This is a genomic window from Ilumatobacter sp., assembly GCF_039969435.1.
In the GTDB taxonomy this organism is placed as follows: domain Bacteria; phylum Actinomycetota; class Acidimicrobiia; order Acidimicrobiales; family Ilumatobacteraceae; genus Ilumatobacter_A.
In genome coordinates this window covers 208,279-229,178 of sequence record NZ_JBDVNU010000036.1, presented here as the reverse complement: position 1 = coordinate 229,178, position 20,900 = coordinate 208,279, and the positions used below count along the sequence as shown (strand labels likewise).

14 protein-coding genes are annotated in these 20,900 nt (G+C 67.4%); 7 read left to right on the top strand and 7 right to left on the bottom strand.

Going from position 1 to position 20,900, the window contains the following annotated elements:
* Positions 1 to 83 precede the first annotated feature (83 nt).
* Positions 84 to 1,124 (top strand): hypothetical protein, encoded by a 1,041-nt coding sequence (locus ABJK40_RS18295; protein WP_348510367.1) that lies wholly within the window; start codon positions 84 to 86, stop codon positions 1,122 to 1,124.
* 25 nt (positions 1,125 to 1,149) lie between these two features.
* Here ABJK40_RS18295 and glgC read toward each other — a convergent pair whose 3' ends face one another.
* Positions 1,150 to 2,373 carry a glucose-1-phosphate adenylyltransferase gene (gene glgC / locus ABJK40_RS18290; protein ID WP_348479325.1) on the bottom strand — a complete coding sequence of 408 codons (1,224 nt, stop codon included), beginning with the start codon at positions 2,371 to 2,373 and terminating at the stop codon, positions 1,150 to 1,152.
* Positions 2,374 to 2,454: 81 nt separating this feature from the next.
* On the bottom strand, positions 2,455 to 3,855 hold the full coding sequence (locus ABJK40_RS18285) for a glycogen synthase (RefSeq protein ID WP_348479326.1): 1,401 nt from the start codon (positions 3,853 to 3,855) through the stop codon (positions 2,455 to 2,457).
* Between the two features lie 201 nt (positions 3,856 to 4,056).
* Here ABJK40_RS18285 and ABJK40_RS18280 point away from each other — a divergent pair, with 201 nt between their 5' ends.
* The 4 genes from ABJK40_RS18280 (at position 4,057) to ABJK40_RS18265 (ending at position 11,347) form a co-directional block, all read left to right on the top strand.
* Complete coding sequence (locus tag ABJK40_RS18280) at positions 4,057 to 4,554, top strand: hypothetical protein (RefSeq protein WP_348479327.1); 498 nt, start codon at positions 4,057 to 4,059, stop codon at positions 4,552 to 4,554.
* 111 nt (positions 4,555 to 4,665) lie between these two features.
* The gene (gene ppc / locus ABJK40_RS18275) at positions 4,666 to 7,521 is read left to right on the top strand and encodes a phosphoenolpyruvate carboxylase (RefSeq protein WP_348479328.1); all 2,856 of its coding nucleotides are present in this window, start codon (positions 4,666 to 4,668) and stop codon (positions 7,519 to 7,521) included.
* Between the two features lie 100 nt (positions 7,522 to 7,621).
* On the top strand, positions 7,622 to 8,719 hold the full coding sequence (locus ABJK40_RS18270) for a TauD/TfdA family dioxygenase (protein ID WP_348479329.1): 1,098 nt from the start codon (positions 7,622 to 7,624) through the stop codon (positions 8,717 to 8,719).
* Between the two features lie 81 nt (positions 8,720 to 8,800).
* The gene (locus ABJK40_RS18265; RefSeq protein ID WP_348479330.1) at positions 8,801 to 11,347 is read left to right on the top strand and encodes a hypothetical protein; all 2,547 of its coding nucleotides are present in this window, start codon (positions 8,801 to 8,803) and stop codon (positions 11,345 to 11,347) included.
* A 36-nt stretch (positions 11,348 to 11,383) separates the two neighbouring features.
* Here the strand turns inward: ABJK40_RS18265 and ABJK40_RS18260 are convergent, their stop codons facing one another.
* Genes ABJK40_RS18260 through ABJK40_RS18250 form a run of 3 tightly spaced genes read right to left on the bottom strand, consistent with a single transcriptional unit; the run spans position 11,384 to position 14,320 of the window.
* Positions 11,384 to 11,989 (bottom strand): 1-acyl-sn-glycerol-3-phosphate acyltransferase, encoded by a 606-nt coding sequence (locus ABJK40_RS18260; protein ID WP_348479331.1) that lies wholly within the window; start codon positions 11,987 to 11,989, stop codon positions 11,384 to 11,386.
* 37 nt (positions 11,990 to 12,026) lie between these two features.
* Complete coding sequence (locus tag ABJK40_RS18255) at positions 12,027 to 12,803, bottom strand: exodeoxyribonuclease III (protein ID WP_348479332.1); 777 nt, start codon at positions 12,801 to 12,803, stop codon at positions 12,027 to 12,029.
* On the bottom strand, positions 12,803 to 14,320 hold the full coding sequence (locus tag ABJK40_RS18250; protein ID WP_348510366.1) for a histone H1-like repetitive region-containing protein: 1,518 nt from the start codon (positions 14,318 to 14,320) through the stop codon (positions 12,803 to 12,805). Before ABJK40_RS18250 ends, ABJK40_RS18255 begins: the two co-directional genes overlap by 1 nt.
* Before the next feature lie 168 nt (positions 14,321 to 14,488).
* Between ABJK40_RS18250 and ABJK40_RS18245 the strand changes: the two genes are divergently transcribed.
* On the top strand, positions 14,489 to 15,130 hold the full coding sequence (locus ABJK40_RS18245; RefSeq protein ID WP_348479334.1) for an HAD-IA family hydrolase: 642 nt from the start codon (positions 14,489 to 14,491) through the stop codon (positions 15,128 to 15,130).
* Positions 15,131 to 15,213: 83 nt separating this feature from the next.
* Here the strand turns inward: ABJK40_RS18245 and ABJK40_RS18240 are convergent, their stop codons facing one another.
* Entirely contained in the window at positions 15,214 to 18,924 is a 3,711-nt protein-coding gene (locus ABJK40_RS18240; RefSeq protein ID WP_348479335.1) for a multifunctional oxoglutarate decarboxylase/oxoglutarate dehydrogenase thiamine pyrophosphate-binding subunit/dihydrolipoyllysine-residue succinyltransferase subunit, read from the bottom strand.
* Positions 18,925 to 19,101: 177 nt separating this feature from the next.
* Here ABJK40_RS18240 and selD point away from each other — a divergent pair, with 177 nt between their 5' ends.
* On the top strand, positions 19,102 to 20,148 hold the full coding sequence (gene selD, locus ABJK40_RS18235) for a selenide, water dikinase SelD (RefSeq protein ID WP_348479336.1): 1,047 nt from the start codon (positions 19,102 to 19,104) through the stop codon (positions 20,146 to 20,148).
* 6 nt (positions 20,149 to 20,154) lie between these two features.
* Here selD and ABJK40_RS18230 read toward each other — a convergent pair whose 3' ends face one another.
* The gene (locus ABJK40_RS18230) at positions 20,155 to 20,895 is read right to left on the bottom strand and encodes an acyl-ACP thioesterase domain-containing protein (protein WP_348479337.1); all 741 of its coding nucleotides are present in this window, start codon (positions 20,893 to 20,895) and stop codon (positions 20,155 to 20,157) included.
* Positions 20,896 to 20,900 lie beyond the last annotated feature (5 nt).

Genomic DNA, 20,900 nt, shown 5'->3' with positions numbered 1-20,900 from the left:
GACGGGGATCCCCGTCGCCCTCCCGACCACCTCGAACGGTCGCCACACGGACGTCGCGGCGCCCCCTCGGGAATGCTACGTTCGTGCCACGCGAGGCACCGTCGATGCTCGAGAACCCTCGGTCACGGCGACTTCCCGCCGACACCACCACCGTGCGCCTCCGATCCACCCTCACCGCCCTGATCGGCGCAGCCAGCGTGGGCGCCATGTCCGTCGTCGTCTCCGCAGCGATCGGGAACGGTGACATCGACGGTGCTGCCGTCGCCACGAGGCAGGCCGAGCGGGTCGATGCCCCGCAGAACCTCACACCCGATCGACCGCGCGTGTTCCTCGCATTCAGTGGGTCGAACGCGTTGGCGAACGTCTCCGCACTGGACCCTCAGTGGCGCTACGTCAGGGAGAACCTCGACGGCTTCTGGGGCAACAACGCAGGAATCGCCGGTGACGAGATCGCACGACTGGTCACCAAGACCGACACCAGGCAGTTGATCTCCGAGTCCGCGTTCAACGGGTCGTCGTTCTTCGTGGAGACGTACGACTACGTGGAGCGCATCGATCAGCGTGTCGATTTCGAACGCGAAGCGATCACCTTCTACACGTCCCGGCCGAGCGGCTGGGACGGTGACAGCATCGCCGGAGCCAGGCGCTCCGTCGCCGGCGCCGCCTACGGCCCCGGAGACGATGCGTACATCAACGTGTTCACGGGCTGGCAACCACAGAACTTCTACACCGATCGCGTCCGCCAGTACCCGCCGATCGCGCCCGGTTCGAGCGCGGAACGAGCGGTCTACGAGGGCGATGGCATCTTCGTCGAGTGCCCCCACGACGTGTGCAACGGAGCAGAGTACGAGGACGGATTCTTCCGTGCGATGCGGATCGCACGCGACACCGGACAACGCTTCGTGTGGCTCGCGAGTCGCCTGCCGGGACAACCGCGTTCGGGCTGGTTGCGGGAGTTCCAGACCATGTACAACCGGGTCACCGCGGAAGGGCTGTGGCGCCCCGGCGACATCGTGGTGGTCATCTCCTACAACGGCGAGTACCCGGCGGTTCCCGAGACGGACAGCAGCGGGCGCGCCGCCGACACGATCACCGGGATCCTCTACTGGGCACTTCGGCAGTGACCAGGGCGCCGGTCACCTCGCTCGCTCAGGTGAACTTGTAGTCCTTCGGCAGCACGACGATCCCCTCGTCGCTGACCGTGTAGCGCTCGCGATCCTGTTCCGGGTCGAGCCCGATCCTGGTCCATTCGGGCACGACGACGTTCTTGTCGATGATGCACCGGTGCACACGTGCCCCGGCTTCGACACGCACCCCGGGGAACAGGATCGAGTCGGTCACGTGGGCGTCGTGGTCGATGAAGCATCCCGGGCCGATGATCGAGCGCTCGACATGGCCCCCACTGAGGATCGAGCCCTGACACAGCAGGCTGTCGTCGACGTACGGTGGCTCGCCGCCGCGACCGCGTGACACCTTGGCGGGCGGCAACGCCTTGCGACTGGTGAACACCGGCCACTTGTCGTTGTAGAGGTTGAAGATCGGAACCGGAGAGATCAGGTCCATGTTCGCGTGGAAGAACGCGTCGAGGGTCCCGACGTCGCGCCAGTAGCCCTGCTCACGGTCGTCCTGGCCGGGGATCACGTTCTTCGAGAAGTCGTACACCCGGGCGTCGCCGGACGCGGTGAGCGCCGGGATGACGTCACCGCCGAGGTCGGTGTACTGGTTCTCGTCGGGCGTGACGATGTCGATCAGGGTCTGGGTGTTGAACACGTAGTTCCCCATGCTGGCGAGACACCGCGTGTCGTCGCCGGGCATGGTGGGCGGGTTCGGCGACTTCTCGTGGAAATCGACGATCTTGCCGTTCTCGTCGGATTCGATCACCCCGAAGTCGGTGGCCTCGTGCTTCGGCACCGGGATGGCGGCGACCGTGACTCCCGATCCGTTGGCGATGTGCTCCTCGACCATCTGGCGCGGGTCCATCCGGTAGATGTGGTCGGCGCCGAACACGCACACGATGTCGGGCTTCTCGTCGTGGATCAGGTTGAGGTTCTGGTAGATCGCGTCGGCCGAACCCTGGAACCAGTAGGGGCCGCGCCGCATCTGGGCCGGGACCGGCGTGACGTAGTCATCGAGCATCGCCGAGAAGCGCCAGGTCTGGGTGATGTGGCGGTCGAGGCTGTGGCTCTTGTACTGCGTGAGCACGACGATCTTGCGGTAGCCGGCGTTGGCGAAGTTGGAGAGTGCGAAGTCGATCATCCGGTAGGTGCCCGCGAACGGCACCGCCGGCTTGGCACGGTCGGTGGTCAGCGGTTGCAGTCGCTTCCCTTCGCCTCCTGCGAGGACGATCACGAGCACGTTCGGGTCAAGAGCCATCGAGTTCCACCGTACCGCACTGCTCCTTGCGGCGATCGCCCGACCGGGCACGGCCGAACAACCATCGCCTGACCGTCCCGGTCAGCGGTCGGATCGGCTGGACCCTGCGTCGTCGATCAGGACCCGGTACATGCGGGCGTAGTGGCCTGCGGGTTCGGTCCAGGACCAGTCGACGCCCATCATCCGCTTGCGCAGGGTGGTGCGGACCCGCTTCTTCGACACCGCCCGTCCGGCGCGGAACATCGCTGCCAGCAGGTGCTCGGACGTGACCTCGTCCGCCACGAAACCCAGGCCCTTGGATTCACGGTCGGCATCGGGGACCGTGTCGACGAGCCCACCGACCGCCGTCACCACGGGCATCGCTCCGTACCGCATCGCCTGCATCTGCGTCAGTCCGCACGGCTCGAAGCGACTCGGCATGAGGAACACGTCGGCGCCGGCGAACATCAGGTGCGAGAGCGATTCGTCGTAGCCATCCACGAAACCGAAGTGATGCGGATGGTCGGCAGCCAGTTCGTGCAGACGGGCAGCGAGGACGGCATCCCCGGAACCGAGCACGGCGAGGCGCATCGGGATCTGTTCGAGCAGGGGGATCAACGGCACGAGGAGGTCGATGCCCTTCTGCTCGGTGAGTCGCGTCACGACGGTTGCGAGCGGGACGTCGTCGTCGACGAAGCCGAACCGGTCGAGAAGCGCAGATCGACACTGCTGCTTCCCGTCCGTGTCCTTGGCCGAGAAGTTCACCGGCAGATGGGGGTCGGTGGCCGGGTTCCACACGTCGGTGTCGATCCCGTTCAGGATGCCGACCAGGGATTCGCTGCGTTGGCGCAGGGCGTCATCGAGGCCGAACCCGCCCTCGGGTGTCTGGATCTCGGCGGCGTAGTGCGGTGACACGGCGACGATCCGGTCGGCCAGGGCGAGCGCTCCACTGAGCGGGTTGGTGCCTCCCCACCATTCGAAGTGGCTGCTCCTGGGTCCGAGCACGTCGAGCCAACTCCCGTCGGCGATGCCCTGGTACGCCAGGTTGTGGATCGACACGACCGTGGGCGGCGGGTCATCCAGCGCCGCAAGGGCGACACCGGTGTGCCAGTCGTTGAGGTGCAGGACGTCGGGTCCGTCGCGCTCCGCGAGCGCGGCGACAGCGCGACCGAATCGGAAGAAGCGTTCGCTGTTGTCGGGCCACCCCTCGCCGTCGGGACGCAGATAGGGATGCGCACGGGCCATGCCCGGGACCGAGACGAGCGTCAACGCACCGACGCCGGGGTGCCGCCCACGTCGCACGACGGCTGCACCCACCCACTCGGGTACGTCGAGTTCGAAACTCGTCTCGTCGACGAGCGCGATCCCGCCGTAGTCGGGCAGGACCAGATCGACGTCGACTCCCTCCCGGCGCAACTCGCTCCCCAGACCTGCGGCGGCCGCGGCGAGCCCGCCGACCGTGGCGATCGGTGACAACTCGGCCGTGGCGAAGAGCACGCGCATCGGACCATCATGGCTCAACGGGCCGGCCGACCGTCGCTCCCGACGCTCGGAGTCGAGCAGCGGCGCTCGGACCGTGTGGGGACGGCGACGAACGCCACCCCGGCATCCGTCGAGCCGGTCGCACCTCGATCGGACCGGCTTCGACCCCCGCCGAGCCCACCCGACCGGTTGCGAACTCGGCGCTCCGATACCGTGCGGATCGTGAAGCATCGCAGTTCCGCGAGCGTCCTGCTGGTCGCCGGTCTGGCGCTGGTCGGCTGCAGCGGTTCCGACGATCCATCGGATCCGATTCCGGCCGACCCCGTCGAGCAAGCCGATGGAACGGACGTGACGGGGGTGGTCGGCGACGCCGAATCGTCGAGCGTGGACGACGATCCGGCGACCGACGGCGAGCAGATGTTCCCCGACGTCGTCGACGCCACCGCGGAGGCCACCGGCGATACGTGGACGGTGTCGGCAACCCTGTCGTCGCCGTACGACACGCCCGAGCGATACGCCGACGCCTGGCGCGTCGTCGGCCCCGACGGCACCGTCTACGGCGAACGGATCCTCACCCACGACCACGCAGCCGAGCAGCCCTTCACCCGGTCGCAATCGGGCATCGAGATCCCGACCGACGTCACGGTCGTGACCATCGAGGGTCGTGACCTCGAGTTCGGCTACGGCGGCACCACCTTCGAGTTGACGCTGCCGCGCTGACCCGGCCGTGTCGAGACGGGGCCGCCCTCCCCGCCGCGACGGGGTGCGCGGCACGGCGTCGCCACACGATGTTCATGCGGGCGCAGCGACGGATGGTGTTGACTGGCTGACGTGACGACGACCGCCGAACACGACCAGCCCCTCGTCGGGGACGAGCTGACTGCGACCTCGGGGTACGAAGCACTCGGCGACGACATCCGCCTCCTCGGCCGTCTGCTCGGTGACGTCGTACGGGATCAGGCCGGGGACGCGACCTTCGAACTCGTCGAGTCGGTCCGGCGGATCGCTGTCGATGGTCGACGCAACGGCTCGAGTTCCGTGAACGACCTGGAGGCCGTGCTCGGGTCGCAACCGGTCGACCAGGTGATCCACGTCATCCGGGCGTTCGACTGGCTCTCGCTGCTCGCCAACACCGCAGAGGACCTGCACGTCGAGCGCCGTCGACGACACCACCTGAGCGTCGGCAGTGTGGCCCAGCCGGGCAGCCTGGAGGCGACGTTCGACCGCCTCGAGGCCGGCGGTGTCCCCGCCGAACGAATCCGCAGCGTCCTCGCCGACCTGATGGTCAGTCCCGTCATCACCGCCCACCCGACCGAGGTCCGTCGCAAGACGATCCTCGACGTGCTCGGCGACGTGTCCGAGTTGCTCGATCGCCACGATCGCCTCGGTGGGCGCGATCGTCGGCGTGACGAGGTCGTCCGCGAACTCGACGCGAAGATCCTCACGCTGTGGCAGACGGCGATCCTGCGCCTGTCCAAGCTCCGGGTCAGCGACGAGATCAACGAGGCGCTGCGGTACTACGACGTCAGCCTCTTCGAGACCATCCCTCGGCTCGCCGCCGATCTCGAGCGGTTCGCCCTCGACCGGTTCGGCGCCGACACCATCGACACGTCACGCTCGATCAGCATGGGTTCGTGGATCGGCGGTGACCGCGACGGGAACCCGTTCGTCACCGCCGACGTGATGCGACTCGCGATCGGTCGGCAGGCCCAGGTGGCGCTCGGGCATCACCTCGACGAGCTGCGGCGACTGTCGATCGAGTTGTCGATGTCGGTCCGCCTGATCACGCCGACGGCGGAACTGCTGGCCCTCGCCGATGCGTCGGGAGACGACTCGCCATTCCGGGCCGACGAGCCGTACCGCCGAGCGCTGCGCGGCATGTACGCACGGTTGTACGCATTCGCCGAGGTCGTCCTGGGTCGCGAGGTCGACGAGATCGGTGGTCCGGTCCCGCGGATCGAGTTGCCCGCCTACACGTCACTCGACGAGCTCGTCGCCGAGCTCGACGTGGTCGCCACCTCGTTGCGGTCGCACGGTGCGTCCGACCTCGCCGAGGTGTCGGTCGAGCCCGTGCGCCGGGCACTCGCCGTCTTCGGCGCCCACCTCTGCGGACTCGACATGCGCCAGAACTCCGCGGTGCACGAACTGGTGGTCAGCGACCTGCTGGCCGGTGCAGGGGTCACGACCCGATACCTCGATCTCGACGAGGCGGCGCGTGTGGCGGTGCTCACCGACGAACTCTCCTCCCCACGTCTCCTGCGGCATCCGACCGCGGAGTACACCGACACGACCGTGGGCGAACTCGACGTGCTCCACGCAGCTGCCACGGCTGTCCGCCAACTCGGTCGGCGCGCCGTGCCGCACTACGTGATCTCCATGGCGAACGCGGTGAGCGACGTGCTTGAGGTGGCCGTGCTGCTCAAGGAGGTCGGGCTGCTACGCACCGCCACCTCCCGGTCCCCCGCCCGTTGCGACCTCGACATCGTTCCGCTCTTCGAGACCATCGGAGACCTCGCCGGGTCTGCCGACACCCTCGCCGCACTGCTTGCACATCCGGTCTACGGCGAACTGATCGCCTCGCGCAGCGACGTCCAGGAGGTGATGATCGGATACTCCGACTCGAACAAGGACGGCGGCTACCTGTCGTCGCAGTGGAACCTCTTCGCGGCTCAGGCCGCGCTGGTCGACGTGGCCGCCGATGCAGGCGTCCGTCTGCGGCTGTTCCACGGCCGCGGAGGCACGGTGGGTCGTGGCGGCGGGCCGGCATACCAGGCCGTCCTCGCTCAGCCGCCCGGGTCGGTCGATCGGGCGATCCGGGTCACCGAGCAGGGAGAGATGGTCGCTGCGAAGTACGCGCGACCCGCCCTGGCGCGCCGCAACCTCGAGACGTTGGTCGCTGCAACGATCCGCGCGTCCTGCACGGCCGTCGACGGCGACGACGCCGGCAGCGACCGGCACCGCGAGATCATGGCGACGCTCGCCGGCACGGCGTTCGACTCGTACCGGTCGTTGGTGTACGGCGACGACCGTTTCGTCACCTTCTTCCGGGAGATCACCCCCACGAACGAGATCGCAACGCTCAACGTCGGGAGCCGACCCGCCTCGCGCAAGAAGTCCGAGGCGATCGAAGACCTCCGAGCGATCCCGTGGGTGTTCGGGTGGACCCAGTGCCGCCTGATGATCCCCGCGTGGTTCGGAGCCGGGTCCGCGTTCGAGTCGTTCGCCGGCACGCACGACGAGGGAGGTGAGGCTGCGGGCGATCTGCTCCGGGAGATGTACGGCGACTGGCCGTTCTTCCGAACGATCATCGACAACATGGGCATGGTGCTCGCCAAGGCCGACATCGAGATCGGCCGGCGCTACGCCGACGCACTGGTGACCGACGAGACGGCACGCTCGGAGATCTTCGCCCGGATCGAGCACGAGCACACGCTCACCCGCCGGTGGCACGAGCGGATCACGGGGTCACCTGATCCGCTCAGCGACAACCCGTTGCTCGCTCGCAGCCTGCGCAACCGGTACCCCTACCTCGACCCACTCCACGTGATGCAGGTGGATCTGTTGCGTCGATACCGCGCCGAACGCGATGGTTCCGATCCCGGTGCCGACCCGGAGAGCGAACTCGTGCAACGCGGGATCCAGTTGACGATCAACGCGATCGCCACCGGGATCCGCAACTCGGGCTGACCTCACGGCCGGATTCGTGAGGTCCCCACCCGGTACGTTGTCCGATCACATCGATCGGGAATGTGCTCGATCGCCGGACTCCGTGATCGGACGGTTGCACGTGGCCATCGTCGAATACTCCGACCTCGCACCGCTCGACCACGTCGTCGAACCACGGTGGTGGAACGGGACGCGTCCGATCGCCGTCGATGCGTTCACGCTCGACGCCGGCCACTTCGACCTCGGCGACCTGTCGCACGATTCGGATCTGGGCGTGGCGATGCGTGCCACGTTCGACCGTGTCGGCCTCGTCCACGTCACCAACACCGGGCTCGGCGAACTCGCCGACATGCGATCGGTCGCGAAACTCGTGATCGACGCCGAGATGTCGTACGAGGGCGGAGCGAACCCGCGGGGCAACATCGAGGCGAACGTGTACGAGATCGGCGCGCCGCTCAGCGCCTGGCTGCACTACCACCACGAGATGGCCTACGTGGGGCGGAGCACCCGCGTGATCGGCTTCCTCGCCAAGGACGTCCTGCCGCCGGCGTCGGGCGACCCCTCGGCCACGAGAGGCGCGAGCCGCAGCGCCACCTTCGTGTCCGACTCGGTGGCGGCCACCGACCGACTCCTGTCCACCGACTTCGGCCGCAAGTTGAAGGAACTGGGCGTCTGCTACCACCGGAACCTGACCGACCGCGACGCCTTCCTCGGAAGGACCGAGTTCGGCGTCTACAACCACTGGCAACAGTCGTTCCAGACCGACGATCCCGACGAAGCCGCATCCAAGGCCCGTGAGCAGCGACTCGCCGTGAGTTGGGGGCCGGACCGGTTGCTCGAGACCCGCTACTACTGCGCGGCGTTCGAGTACTTCCCCGGCCTCGACCGCAACCTCCTGTACAGCAGCCTCGCCGACCACGGGATGTGGTTCGACACGTGGCCGCTCGTCCAACACCTGCCCCACGATCAGCGCCCGCTGCACATGACCTTCGGCGACGACAGCGAGTTCTCCGCCGACGAGATCCAGCAGTGGATCGATCTCTACGACGACTTCGGGATGCCGCTCGACTGGCGAGCGGGGGACGTCGGCGTGATCTGCAACTACCGCTGGGCTCACGGACGTCCCGGCATCACGCTCGCCGACGGCGAGCAGCGCAAGCTCGGTGTCGTCCTCGGCGACCAGTACGACCGGGTGGGCGTGGTCGCGAACCGCTGGTGAGCGATCGCCTCGGCGTGCCGGGTGCGTCGGGCCGCCCGCACACCCGTCCGTGACATCGTCGGCGAGTAGAGTCTCGCACCGATGGCTGACTCGACTGAATCTGCTGATGTGGCGCGCCCGGGTGCGATTTCACGACACCTGAACCTGCGGCTCGCGTCGGCGTTCGTCGTCGGTTTCGTCGGGCTCAGCCTGGAGATCGCCTACACCCGCGTCATCTCGTTCAAGATCTTCTACTACTACACCTACTTCGTGATCGGTCTGGCACTGCTCGGCCTCGGCGCCGCCAGTTCCGCGATCGCGTTGTCCTCCCGTCTGCGCAGCATGGACACGCTGCAACTGGTCCGCAGGGCAGCACCCGTCGCGGGTCTGTGCGGCGCCATCGCCTACGTCGTGGTGGCCCGCATCGGCACGGACACGAACCAGATCTGGATCGGCAGCAAGGGCGACGCCCTCGAACAACTCGCCCGTCTGCTGGTGATCTCCATCTCCCTGACCGCCGTGTTCTTCGGCGTCGGGCTGATCCTCGCGAAGTTGATCGTCGCCGAGGCCCGCGAGGTCCGACGCCTCTACTTCTGGGACCTCTTCGGTGCGGCGCTCGGTTGCCTCACCGCCGTGCCTCTCCAACTGACGATCGGCCCACCGGCGATGATCCTGACGGCGAACGCCGTGCTCGTCGCGCTCGGACTCGCGATCACGGTCCGGACCCGATCGGCCTGGACCAGTCGCCACATCGGAGTCGCCCTGGTCGCTCTCGTGGCCACCGTGGCTGCCGGCACCTTCGACGTCCGGGCCGACGACACCAAGACCCTCAAGGACGGCGACGCAGTGGCTGCGGGCGACTGGGGGGCGGTGTTCCGCGTCGACGCCGTTCAGGTGCCCTCCGACGAGGGCGAGTTGTTCGTGCTGCACCACGACGGCCTGTGGGGCTCCTCGATCTGGAAGTGGGACGGCACCCGGGAGACGTCGGCCCGCTTCGACGACGACACGCGCCAGATCCCCTTCGCCGCCCTGGGCCGCGAGCCCGACCGGATCCTCATCATCGGTGCAGCCGGCGGAAACGAGATCCAGGCTGCTCTCACCTACGGCGTCGGACACGTCGACGCCGTCGAACTCAACCCGGTCACGGTCGATCTACTCGAGAACGAGTTCGCCGACTTCTCGGGCAACATCGCCAACCGTGACGACGTCGACTACATCCAGGGCGACGGGCGCACGTTCCTCGCCCGCACCGACAATCAGTACGACATGGTCTGGTTCGTGGCACCCGACTCCTACGCCGCCTCCAACGCGGCCACGTCGGGCGCCTTCGTCCTGTCGGAGAGCTACCTGTACACCGAGGAGATGATCGCCGAGGCGTACGACCACCTCACTCCCGACGGCATGGTCGTCACCCAGTTCGGTGACTTCGCCTTCGACTCGCGACCCACCCGCACCGCCCGCTACCTCGTGACGGCGCGCGACGCACTCGACGGCCGCCAGGTCGACTTCGCCTCACAGACCGCTCTGCTCGTCAACCGAGGCGACAGCGACCTCGACCGTGCGTCGACCATGCTGCTGTTCAAGAATCCTCCCGAAGACGACGCATCGGACCGGATCGTCGAATCGGTCACGCGGATCCCGACCACCGAGACCCTGCACCTCCCCGACGGGTCACTGCCGGGCGCCGGCATCACCACGGACATCATCACCGGCTCGCCCGCCCAGGTCGACGAGATCGTGGACGCGTACGACTACGACATCTCCTCGATCGACGACAACCGGCCGTTCTTCTGGCACTTCAGTGGGTTCGAGGACGTCGTGGGCGACTGGAGTCGCTCGTACGAGGACACCGAGATCGCCATCGGTGAGCGCCTGCTCCTCGTCCTGATCTCGGTTGCCGTCTTCGTGGCGGCGCTGTTCCTGTGGATGCCGTTCCTGCTGACGCGACGCCGTCGCTCCGGCGCCGAACTCGGCGAGGCCGTCGCGGGCCGAGGCCGGATGTTCGCCTACTTCGCGTCGATCGGGCTGGGCTTCATGTTCATCGAGATCTCGATGATCCAACGGTTCTCGCTGCTGCTCGGCTACCCGACGCTGTCGCTGTCGGTGTCGCTCTTCACGCTGCTGTTGGCCACCGCCCTCGGCGCACGCTTCTCCGGCCGCATCGGTGCCAATCCCTCCGTCGGGCTTCCTGCGGCGGTGGGCGTCCTGTTCCTGGTGACGTTGCTCTACCTCGCCGTCAGTGATCCGATCACCGACATCGCGCTGGCGTGGAGCGAGCCGCTCCGCATCGCACTCGTCGTGTTGATGCTCTTCCCGGTCGGAATGGCCCTTGGCGTGTTCCTCCCGGCGGGCATCGACCGGGCATCGCATCTCACCGCCGAGAGCGACGAGAACCAGCGCGGTCGGTTCGTCGCATGGTGCTGGGCCGTCAACGGCTTCTTCTCCGTGATCGGGTCGTCGCTGACCACCGTGGCATCGATGTCGTTCGGCTTCGACCGGACGGTGCTGATCGGCCTGGTGCTCTATCTCGTCGCGCTGGCCGCGCTCCGCAACGCCGGTCGAGTCGCCGTCGACGGCTCTCCCGGCGCCGACGAGGGAGAGCATGCGACGTCCGACGACGTCAGCCGACTCGACCCCGTCCCCGTCTGAGAGGCACCGGACCGCGCCCGACAGCTCGCGAGGGCTTCAGTCGGACTCGGCGCTCAGCGCGATCGGGCCGAACTTGTCGGGGTGCTTGGCCATCTGCTTCGCCTCCGGGTATGCGGCACGAATCGCGGCCATGTCGGTGTGCACGTCGCCCGTCATCGCGATCGGAGCGAGGAATCCACCTCGGCGCCGTCGGTAGTCGAGGTAGCTGGGAGTGACGGGCACGCCTGCGTCGACGGCGATCCGGTAGAAGCCCGATTTCCAGACCTCGGTCAGACTGCGGGTTCCCTCCGGAGGCACGAGCAGTTGGAACGGTTCGTCGCGATCGAACCGTTCGACCATCTGGCCCACCATCCCGGTCGCCTTGCGACGATTCACCGGGATCGCACCGACCCGTCGCAGCAGCCAACCGATCGGCGGCTTCAGCCACACGTCCTTGACCATCCAGTTCGAGTCGAGCCCGACCGACCGGGTGAGCAGCACGAGGAGGACACCGTCCATGTTCGTCGTGTGCGGGACCGCCAACACCACGCTGCGAGCCGGCGGCATGTCCGTCGTCTCGATCTTCCACCCGCCCATCAGCCGCAGCAGCGCCCTCGCCACCCGGGAGCCGGTCGCCTTCCGTTCGATCACGTTGCCACTCACGCGACGAACGTACCAGCGGGTTCCGTCGCCACCGGAATCACGCGTCGACCAGATCCACGATCACCGGGGCGTGATCGCTCGGTTGCTTTCCCTTGCGAGCGTTGCGGTCCACGACGACCCAGGCCGCCCGCTCGGCGACCGACGGCGAGCACATCAGCAGGTCGATCCGCATTCCACGTCCCTGGTGGAAGTCGCCACCTCGGTAGTCCCACCACGAATACATCCGGTCACCGTCGTGGAACCGGCGGAACACATCGGTGAGTCCCCACGCTTCGAGTTCGGCGAGTCGGTCTCGTTCGGGCTGACTGACGTGAGTCGCGCCCACGAGCGCCTTCGGGTCATGCACGTCGCGGTCGTCGGGTGCGATGTTGAAGTCTCCACCCACGATCACGGCCTGGTCTGGTGACGTGTCGGCCTCGAGGTGCTCGAGAAGGCGACCCAGCCACCACAGCTTGTAGGTGTAGTGGTCGTCGTCGAGGGACCGGCCGTTCGGGACGTACACGCTGCTCACCCGGACGCCACCGCACGTCGCAGTGATGATACGCGCGTCCGGGTCGGGGTCGCCGTCTCCCGCGAAGTTGCACGCCACGTCGTCGAGGCCCACCTTCGACAGGATCGCCACACCGTTCCACTGACCTTGACCGTGGTGGGCACACGAGTACCCGAGCGCTTCGAATGCCAGCGTCGGGAACGCGTCGTCGGCGAGCTTGGTCTCCTGCAGGAGCAGCACGTCGGGCTGGACCTCCTCGAGCCACGCCTCGACGCGCTCCTGGCGGGCGCGGAGCGAGTTGATGTTCCAGGTGACGACCCGCATCAGTTGCCCGTCGCCTTCTTCGCCGCCGACTTCCTGGCCGGCGCCTTCTTCGCCACGACCTTCTTCGCCACCGCCGTCTTCTTCGCCACGGCCTTCTTCGCCGCGGCCGTCTTCTTCGTCGCGGCCTTCACCGCCACCGCCTTCTTGGGCACCGCCTTCCCAGCGGGCGTCTCGGTCGCCGCGCTGTCGGTCGCGACGACCTTCTTCGCAGCCGCTTTCTTCGCCACGGCCTGCTTCGCGACCGCCTGCTTCGCGACCACCTTCTTCGCAGCCGCTTTCTTGGCCACCGCCTTCTTGGCGACCGCTTTCTTGGCCACCGCCTTCTTGGCCACCGCCTTCTTCGCGACCGCCTTCTTCGACGAGGCCTTCTTCGACACCGCCGTCTCGTTCGGGCCCCTCTTCGCTCCGGTCGACGAGCGCTGGGGCGTGTCGCCCACGTCCTTCCGAGTCGCCGACTTCTTGCGCGTCGACCGCTTCGACACGGGCTTCTCGGTCGTCGAGTCACCTGCCGTGTCGGCGTCGTCCTGCTCGGCGGCAGCTGCGGCGATCGCTTCGTCGGCCATGTCGGGGATCGCACAGTCGATGCTTCGTCGAGCGGGCGCGAAGCTCACCACGACGACGGTGACCGATTCACCCTGCTTCATGATGCTCTTGGCGCTGCGCGGCATCGGGTCGGCCATCAGCCGCAGTGGGATGTATCCGCGCACTCCGGTGTCGGCAATGGTGATGTACGCGCCGTGTGACGAGTAGGCGTCGACGGTGCCGTTGACGCTCGTTCCGATCGGGTGCTGTTCGACGAAGTCGAGGAACGGCATCAGATCGTTGACGGGGTCGCCGCCGCGTGGCGCCTTCTTGGGCGGCGCGGTCTGCGTCTTCGTCTCCGCCGGCGTGCTCTCGGCGGCGGGCGACGCCGTGGATCGTCCGGGCGGCGGGGTCTTCGGCTTCGGCATCGGCGCCGACGCCTCCTTGCTCCCCGTGCGCACCATGGACTCGTCGTCCTGATTGCTGCGACGGCCGCGCCCGGAGCCGCGGCGACCGGAGTTGCCACCCCCGCTACTGCCCCGGGTGGCCTTGCGACTGATGGGTCCGCGCACCGGTACCCGATCGACCCACACCCAGCCGATGTGAGGGACGGGCTTGCCACCGATCAGGCGGCCTTCGTCGAACAACCAGGTGTACTCGCCGTGGAACTCCTGGAACGAGTCGTTGGACAGGATCGACGCACCCACCTTGTGGGCGATCCCGAGCACGAATGCGTCGCCCCGGCCGACCGCCCCGGCCGGCGGGGCCACCAGTTCGTTGTTCGAGATGCCCGCTTCGAACTCGGGCACCTCCTTCTTGTCGATCCTGTGGCCGAACGTCGCATCGACCACGACGGTGATGGCGGTGTCGGGGTACTCGTCCATGAAGCTCGACACGGCTTCACTCAACTGCGCCAGGCTCGGCATCGAGCGGCCTTCGGTGGCGATGTTGGAGCCGTCGACCACGACGTGGGCTGGCCCCTTGCGGTTACTCATCTCGAGTGTTCACTTCCTTGTACTGGTTGCGGGACCCAGCAGAACGCTCGGGTCTCCGGGACCGGTCCTGCACGTGCACGGGCCGGTCGCTCCCCTCGATGGTAAGCGGTGACGACGCGCGACACACAGATGCTCCGCCGGTGGACTCCGAATCGTAAGCTCGACACGATGAGCGACACCGGGATCCGAGCCGTGCTGTGGGACTTCGGCGGGGTGATCCTGTCGAGTCCGTTCGAGGCGTTCAACCGCTACGAGCAGGCCAACTCGCTGCCGAACGACTTCATCCGTTCGGTCAACACCTCGAACCCCGACGACAACGCATGGGCGAGGCTCGAACGGAACGACATCACACCGGCCGAGTTCGACGACCTGTTTGCCGGCGAGTCCGATGCGCTCGGTCATCGCGTGCCCGGCAACGACGTCCTGGCACTGCTGTCGGGTGATGTGAGGTCGGAGATGGTCACGGCCCTCGACCGGGTGATCGCAGCCGGCTACGCGACCGCGTGTCTCACGAACAACGTCGTCTCCGACGACACCGCCGCACACAAGCGCCCCGATGTCGCCGCGGTGATGGACAGGTTCGACCACGTGGTGGAGTCCAGCAAGGTCGGCGTGCGCAAGCCCGAACCACGCTTCTACGAGATCGCCTGCGAACTCGTGGGTGTCCAGCCCACGGAGTGCGTGTTCCTCGACGACCTCGGCATCAACCTCAAGCCGGCCAAGGCGATGGGGATGACCACCATCAAGGTCGGCGGCGCGGAACAGGCGATCGACGATCTCGGGCAGGTTCTCGGCATTCCGCTTCGCTGACGTCGCTCGCGCCGACGCGAACTCGGCCGGACCCGAACTCGCTCAGACGTGAACACGTCGTGGCCGGCGAGCCGGCCTCCGCCTCAGTCCTCGGTCGGAGCGAACAGCTCGTCCATGAGCTGTGCGAGTTCCTGGTCGTGGATGATCTTCGAACCCGTGGCAGGGCTGCCCGATTCGACGCGAGCTACGTGGCGCAGGTCGTATCCCTCCTCCTTGATCCGCCAGACGTGGTGCTCGATGAAGTTCCAGGCGCCCATGTTCGCCGGCTCCTCCTGCAGCCAACGGAGTTCCTTGGCGTTCGGGTACTTCTTCAAGATGTCGAGCATCTGGTCGGTGGGGAGCGGATAGAGCTGCTCGATCCGAACGACGGCCACGGGCTCGTCGCGCTCGTCTCGCGCTGCGATGGCGTCCCAGGCGACCTTGCCGGAGCAGAAGACGATGCGGGTGATCGACTGCGGGTCGATGTCGCCGGGATCGTCGAGCACCTCCTGGAACGAACCGGTCGTGAGCTCCTCGATCGGCGAGCGGGTCTGCTTCATCCGCAGCCCCTGCTTCGGTGAGAACACGATCAGCGGGGTCTGACGTTCCTGGTGCACCTGACGACGCAGGAGGTGGAAGAAGTTCGACGCCGTGGTCGTGTTGACGACCTGCATGTTGTCCTCGGCCGCGAGCGTGAGGAACCGCTCGATGCGAGCGGAGCTGTGCTCGGGGCCCTGGCCTTCGTAACCGTGCGGCAGCAGCAGCACGACGCCGTTCTGCTGGCCCCACTTGTCCTCGGCGGCCACGATGTACTGGTCGATGATGATCTGGGCACCGTTGATGAAGTCACCGAACTGTGCCTCCCACACGACGAGCGCGTCGCGGTTGGCGTGGCTGTAGCCGTACTCGAATCCGAGAGCGGCGTACTCCGAGAGCAGCGAGTCGAACACCCAGAACCGCGCCTCGGCGCCGTCGAGGCTGTCGAGTGGCACGAAGGCGTCGCCGTTCTCGTAGTCGATGAGGGCGGCGTGACGGTGGCTGAACGTGCCGCGACGCACGTCCTCGCCGGCGATGCGGACGGAGCGGCCCTCCATCACGAGTGATCCGATCGCGAGGGCCTCGCCGAGCGCCCAGTCGATCTCGCCGGATTCGAACATCTTCTGGCGCGTCTCGAACTGCTTCGCGAGCTTCGGGTGGATGGTGAAACCCTCCGGGTAGTCGGTGAGCTGCGCGAACACCGATTCCAGCACCGCTCGGTCGACGCCGGTCGGGATGTGCGGGAGCACGCCCACCGGTGCGGGCGGACGCGGCGCCTTGCCCACGACGGGGGCCTGGCTGCGGGTTTCGTCGAGCGCGACCTGCAGCTTGTCGTGGAAGTCGGTCAGAGCGTGCTCCGCTTCCTCGATCGTGATGTCGCCGCGCTTGACGAGTGACTCGACGTAGAGCTTGCGGACACTGCGCTTCTCGGCGATCGCCTTGTACATCAGCGGCTGCGTGTAGCTGGGGTCGTCACCTTCGTTGTGACCGTGACGGCGATAGCACACCATGTCGATCACGACGTCCTTGTTGAACGCCTGGCGGTAGTCCCACGCGAGCTGCGCCACGCGCACACAGGCCTCGGGGTCGTCACCGTTCACGTGGAAGATCGGGGCCTGGATGGTCTTGGCCACGTCGGAGCAGTACGGCGACGAACGAGCGTTGCCAGGAGCGGTGGTGAACCCGATCTGGTTGTTGATGATCAGATGGATGGTGCCGCCGATGCGGTATCCGCCGGTGTCGCTCATGGCGAGACACTCGGCCACCACACCCTGGCCGGCGAACGCGGCGTCGCCGTGGATCAGGAGCGGGAGGACGGGGAACGAGCCGGGCGGGTCGATCTGGTCCTGCTTGGCGCGCACGATTCCCATGACGATCGGGTCGACCGTTTCGAGGTGGCTCGGGTTGGCGGCGAGCTCGATGGCGATGTCCGCACCGGACCGGCTGACGTACTTGCCCTTGGTGCCGAGGTGGTACTTGACGTCGCCCGAACCCTGGACCGACGTGGGGTCGAGGTGACCTTCGAACTCACTGAAGATCGCTTCGTAGCTCTTGCCCATGATGTTGGACAGCACGTTGAGGCGACCGCGGTGGGCCATTCCGAGAATGGCGGAGTCCAGCCCTGCGTCGGCGGCGTTGTTGAGGATCACGTCGAGGATCGGAATGGCAGACTCGGCGCCTTCGATGCCGAAACGCTTCGTTCCGACGTACTTCGTCGCGAGGAACTTCTCGAACGACTCGGCGGCGTTGACCCGCTCGAGGATCCGCCGCTTGTCGTCGATCCCGAACTCGACCCGCTTGGTCTCGACGCGCTCCTGCACCCAGCGTTGTTCGTCGGTGCTCTGGATGTGCATGTACTCGACGCCGATCGTGCGGCAGTAGGCGTCGCGCAGAACGCCAAGCAGGTCGCCGAGCTTCATCTTGTCGGAGCCGCCCACACCGTCGGTGAGGAACTCGCGGTCGAGGTCCCAGATCGTGAGGCCGTAGGTGGCCGGATCGAGTTCGACGGGCGTGTGCGGTTCGATCCATCGCAGCGGATCGAGGTCGGCGATGCGGTGGCCGCGCACCCGGTGCACGCGGATCAGCTTGGCCACGGCCATCTGCTTGCGCATCATGGCCTCTTCGCGGTCACGCGGGTTGATGTCGGGGCGCCACTTGACGGCCTCGTACGGCAGGTCGAGGCTGTGGAAGATGTCGTCGTAGAACTCGTGCTCGCCGAGCAGCAACTCCTTGACGTGCTTCAGGAACAGGCCCGATTCGGCGCCCTGGATGATGCGGTGGTCGTAGGTGGAGGTGATCGTGACGGTCTTCGACAGGCCCATGTCGGCCAGCGAAGCACGATCCGCTCCCTCGAACTCGGCCGGGAAGTCGATCGAGCCGACGCCCACGATGAGGCCCTGCCCGGGCATCAGACGCGGGACCGACTGAACGGTGCCGATCGTGCCGGGGTTGGTGAGCGACACGTTGGCGCCCATGAAGTCCTCGACGGTCAGCTTGTTGCTCTTGACCTTGCGGATCAGTTCGTCGTACGAGGCGAGGAACCCGGCGAAGTCGAGTGTGTCGGCGTCGCGGATGATCGGGGTGAGCAGCGTGCGACTGCCGTCCTTCTTCTCCACGTCGACGGCCAGCGCCATGTTCACGTGGTCGTGCTCGACGAGGCGCGGCTTGCCGTCCTCTCCCTCGAGATAGCCGTTCTTCATGTTCGGGACGGCGTCGGCGATCGCCCGCACCACGGCCCAACCGATGAGGTGGGTGAAGCTGATCTTGCCCTGCCCCGAGCGGGAACGGAAGCCGTTGATCACCTTGCGGTTGACCTCGAGCAGCTTGGCGGGGACGTTACGGAAACTGGTCGCCGTGGGGACCTCGAGGCTGGCCTCCATGTTCCGCACGATCGCCGCACCGGCACCGCGAATCGGCTTGCCGGGCTCCTCGACGGGCTCGTCGGGCACGGTGGCGGCGGCCGGTGTCGCTGCGGGGGGCTCGGGTGCCGACGCCGATGCTGCGCCGGCGGTGGCTGCGTCGGGACGCAGCAACTCGGCCGTGTCGTTCGACGACGACGGTCGGTGGGCGGCCTCGACGGCGCGGACGGCCGGCGATGCGGCTGCGGCTGCGGCGATCGACGGCGCCGAGGTCTTGTAGTCGGCGAAGAACTCCTGCCACTGCTCACCCACGGATCCCGGGTCGCGTACGAACTTCTCGTACATCTCTTCGACGAGCCAGGAGTTCGCACCGAAATCGGCGCCGGCTCCCCCGGTGGTGTGAGTTTCTGTCGATGCCACGTCGAACAGAGTACCGAAGGAGCACCCTCGGCCAGCAGTGTCACGGTGGTCCGACGACGATTTCCGCACGCATCGGTCGCCCCGACCGCAACACGTTCCGACACACCGCGACACGCCTGGCAGATCCGGTGAGTTGGAGGCTCGGTCGGCCTCGGGAGCACGGATAGGGTCGCCGCCATGAGTGAGCGAGACCGCATCCGTCTCACCCAGTTCAGTCACGGAGCTGGTTGAGGCTGCAAGCTCGCCCCCGGCGAGCTGGCGCACGTGGTGCGACATCTGACATCCGAACATCCTCCCGAACTGCTCGTGGGGCCCGACACCGGCGACGACGCCGCCGTGTGGCAGATCGACGCGGACCGAGCGCTGGTCTCCACGGCCGACTTCATCACCCCCGTCGTCGACGATGCCCGCACCTGGGGTCGCGTCGCGGCGGCGAACAGCGTGTCCGACATCTATGCCATGGGCGGGCGCCCGCTGTTCGCACTGAACCTCGTGGGCTGGAACAAGGACGAGTTGCCGATCGAGTTGCTCGGCGAACTGCTCGCAGGTGGGCAGGACATCGCCACGGCGGCCGGATTCGTCATCGCAGGAGGCCACACCATCGACGATCCGGAACCGAAGTACGGCATGGCGGTCACCGGAGAGGTCCATCCCGACCGGATCCTCACGAATGCCGGGCTGCGTCCCGGCCAGGATCTCGTGCTCACCAAGCCCCTCGGTGTCGGCGTCCTCACGACAGCGATCAAGGCCGACGTCGCATCCGACGCCGAAGCGGTCGCAGCGATCGACTCGATGACCCGGCTGAACGACATCGCCTCCCGGGTCGCCGTCGCAGCGGGAGCGACCGGCTGCACCGACGTGACCGGATTCGGGTTGCTCGGCCATCTCGGTCGGATGTCGTTCGAGTCGTCCGTCCGCTGCCACGTCGACTTCGCGGCCGTCCCTTTCCTCCCCGGTTCCCGCGAGCACGCACGCGGAGGGATCATGCCCGGCGGGAGCCGACGCAACCTGGAATGGGGTGCCGACCTCCTCGATGCCGGCGACCGCGACGACGTGGATCGTCTCCTGTTCGCCGACGCTCAGACCTCGGGCGGCCTGATCTTCGGAGTCGATCCGGATCGGACCGAGGACGTCCTGGCCGAACTGGCTGAGACCGGCCACACGGCGGCGGCCGTCGGGCGCGTCGCCGATGCGAAGGGCAACGCCGGCATCACGCTGCGCTGAGCGCCGTCACGACGCCGGGCTCCATCTCGCCGCAGCCACGACTCCACCGCTCTCGGCGACCAGCGCTGCGGTGACGAACTCGTCTCGCCGGATCAGGACGCCGTGGGCCTCGCCGTGACGGATCGGCGCGAGGTATTCGAGCTCGGCCGTGCCCCGACGCTCGCCGAGGTCCACGTACTCCTCCACGAAGGACCAGGTGGCAGCGTTGTTGACGTGTCCGAACGGATCGATGTCGGTGCGGCGAGGCGACCACAGCGGCGACCGGTCGGACGACGTCGGCGGGTCGATCGACAACCGCGCCGACACCGAGCGGCCGGCAGCCGCCTCGGCATAGGCCGCGGAGAAGTCCTCGGCGACGCGAGCGGGTCGCCCGGTGGCGACGTCGACCTGCACCCACAGCGCGACGGCGTCGACGAGGGCGCCACGATCCCCCACGATCTGCGATCGTCGTTCTGCCCACGCCCGCCCGATGCCCGTGCACCAGGTCGTGACCTCGACGACCTCGCCGAGCGACGCCGGTCGAGCCGTGACGACCTTGGTCCTGCGGACGAGCCAACCGAAGCGGCGGTCCAGTCCGGCGTCCGACGCATCGTCGGTCGCCGCGTCCTGCAGGAACCGTGCCGTCCCGTCGAGGCGCAACCGTCCGTTCCCGTCGACGTCGCCGAGGCGCACCTTCGTCGTCATCGTGAACGTGCGACCGCCCGCCGGGTGAGGGAGCAGTTCGATTGCGGGCGCGGCGGTCGACACCCGCC

Excerpts from the sequence above, each read along its gene's own strand:
- ABJK40_RS18285 (WP_348479326.1), bottom strand. The coding sequence starts at position 3,855 with ATGCGCGTGCTCTTCGCCACGGCCGAGTTGTCACCGATCGCCACGGTC.
- ABJK40_RS18245 (WP_348479334.1), top strand. The coding sequence starts at position 14,489 with ATGAGCGACACCGGGATCCGAGCCGTGCTGTGGGACTTCGGCGGGGTG.
- ABJK40_RS18250 (WP_348510366.1), bottom strand. The coding sequence starts at position 14,320 with ATGAGTAACCGCAAGGGGCCAGCCCACGTCGTGGTCGACGGCTCCAAC.
- glgC (WP_348479325.1), bottom strand. The coding sequence starts at position 2,373 with ATGGCTCTTGACCCGAACGTGCTCGTGATCGTCCTCGCAGGAGGCGAA.
- ABJK40_RS18265 (WP_348479330.1), top strand. The coding sequence starts at position 8,801 with ATGGCTGACTCGACTGAATCTGCTGATGTGGCGCGCCCGGGTGCGATT.
- ABJK40_RS18255 (WP_348479332.1), bottom strand. The coding sequence starts at position 12,803 with ATGCGGGTCGTCACCTGGAACATCAACTCGCTCCGCGCCCGCCAGGAG.